Genomic DNA, 1,985 nt, shown 5'->3' with positions numbered 1-1,985 from the left:
CCCGGCTGCTCGGCGTTCCGATGCCGGGCGTCCCGGACAGCGACCGGCCCTATGTACTCGTGGCGCGGGATGAGCCGAGCACCGCCCACAGGACCAGGGGCAGCACGACCAGTCCGCTCACGGTGACCACGGCCGCGGCGAGGTTGCGGCGCCGGGCCCGGCGGGCGGCGCGGTGGGCGGAACGCGGTGAGGCGGTGGGGCGGGAGGAGATGGTGGGGCGGTCGGTGCCGTGCGAACCGGCGCCGCGGAGGGGCTCGTCGGACGGCGCGGCGGAGCCGAAGTCCTCGCCGGCCCGGGGTGCCACGGCTGCCGGGGACGGGGCCGCCTCGGCGGGCGGCTCGGTGCGGTGCGCCCGGGCCTCCGCGTAGGCGCGGGCGCCCCAGCCGAGGACCGCCTCGGCCAGCGCGAAGCAGAGTCCGGTGTTGAACTGGGTCAGCTGGTCGGCGGTGCGCCGGCAGTGCGTGCAGTCGGCCAGGTGCTCCCGCAGATCCGGGTCGATGTCGGCGCCGCCGCGCCGGAAGGTCACGTCGAGCATGCGCTGATAGCGCCGGCACTCGGCCTCCGGGGCGAGTTCGCGGTGCACGTGGAGACACTCCTCGCGCAGCCGCTCGCGGGCCCGGCGCAGTTCGATCCGGGCCTCCTCCTGGTCCAGGCCGAGCAACGCGGCGGGTGCGGCCAGGGGTTCGGCCTCCACCTCGATGTGCCACAGCATGGCGCGGGAGGTCTGGGGCACCCGCTGGAAGGCGCGGGACAGCAGCCGCCGGTTCGGCGGGGGCAGCAGCCGGGCGGCGGCGCGCTCGCCGGTACCGGTGTCCGGCCGCAGGGCCGGGTGGAGGAGTTCCCGGCGGCCGTCGGCGTCCCACTCGGCGGCGATACGGCGGACGGCGACGAGCACCTGGGGGCGCCAGGCGACGTTCGGGCCGACCTGACGGAGCGATTCGCCGAAGAGCCGGGTGAACGCGGCGGTGGTGAGCATGCCGGCGGCACGCGGCCCGTCCGTGCACAGCCGGGCGTAGGTGAAGGCCGCTTCCCAGTGCCGGTCGAGGAGTTCACCGACCGGATGGAGCGCCGGTGCCATACCCGTCCACTTCTGCAGTTCGGCGCTCAGCTGCTCGTCCGACGGGCCTGCCTCTTTCACGGCTGCATTCCTCCAGACGCGACTCGAAATTAGTCCATACCAAGCGGTATGGACAGGTGACGGGCAGCTCGAACGCCCACCTGAGCAGCTCTTTTGAAGCGTGGAGGGTGTACGGCGAGCAGCCTGGCGCACACAGTTGGGAATGTGGTGTGCCCGCGCGCCGACAGCGCACACTTTTGCACAGTCGCGCGCGAACGAACAAGAGATCTCTCGATTCTCGGCATTGTTCGCGAGGGTTTTTGTATTGACACTTTGTCAAGGGTGGCCCTTTCTTCCAATTACTGGCGTTCGCCCGCCCGGTAGGCGCCGGGCGGCACTCCGTAGCGCTGGTGGAAGATCCGGCTGAAGTGAAAGGGGCTGGAAAATCCGCAGGCGGCGGCGACCCGTTCCACCGTCAGGTCGGTGGCCTCCAGAAGCCGGGCCGCGTTCCGCAGCCGGGCCTCGCGCAGGGCCCGCATCGGCGGCGTTCCGGTCCGCTGGGTGAACAGATGCGCGAACCGGGACGGGGACAGCGCGACGCTCTCGGCGAGCGAGCGGACGCTGTGCGGGGCTCCGGGGTCGGCGGCGATCAGTTCCTCCGCACGGCGCACCCGTGTGTCGGCGTCCGGTCCGCGGGCGGGTGTCCGGGTACCGGAGACGGCCAGCAGGACGACCTCCTCCAGCGCGCACAGGGCCAGTTCCCGCGCCAGGCTGCCGTGGGCCACGGCCACCTGGTCCGGGCCGCCCGCCGCGTCCCCGGCCGGCCCGCGGGCGTCGAGGAACTCCGACTGGCCCGCGAGGAGGTCACACGAGTGCTGGCGGAGGTCGGTGAGGAGACAGGCGTGCCCGTCCACTGCCCGGTCGGCAC

1 protein-coding gene and 1 pseudogene are annotated in these 1,985 nt (G+C 73.0%); both read right to left on the bottom strand.

Annotated features, from left to right (window positions below):
* Positions 1-67: 67 nt before the first annotated feature.
* A pseudogene (locus ACWEN3_RS45900) lies at positions 68-1,078 on the bottom strand (hydrolase); the annotation flags it as partial.
* Between the two features lie 338 nt (positions 1,079-1,416).
* Positions 1,417-1,985, bottom strand: a 569-nt coding sequence (locus ACWEN3_RS45895) for a helix-turn-helix domain-containing protein (RefSeq protein ID WP_452984309.1), incomplete at its 5' end; no start/stop codon positions are given.

This window comes from Streptomyces sp. NPDC004561, assembly GCF_053602155.1.
The sequence above is the reverse complement of the archived record's forward strand: the minus strand, read 5'-3'. Positions and strand labels throughout refer to the sequence as shown.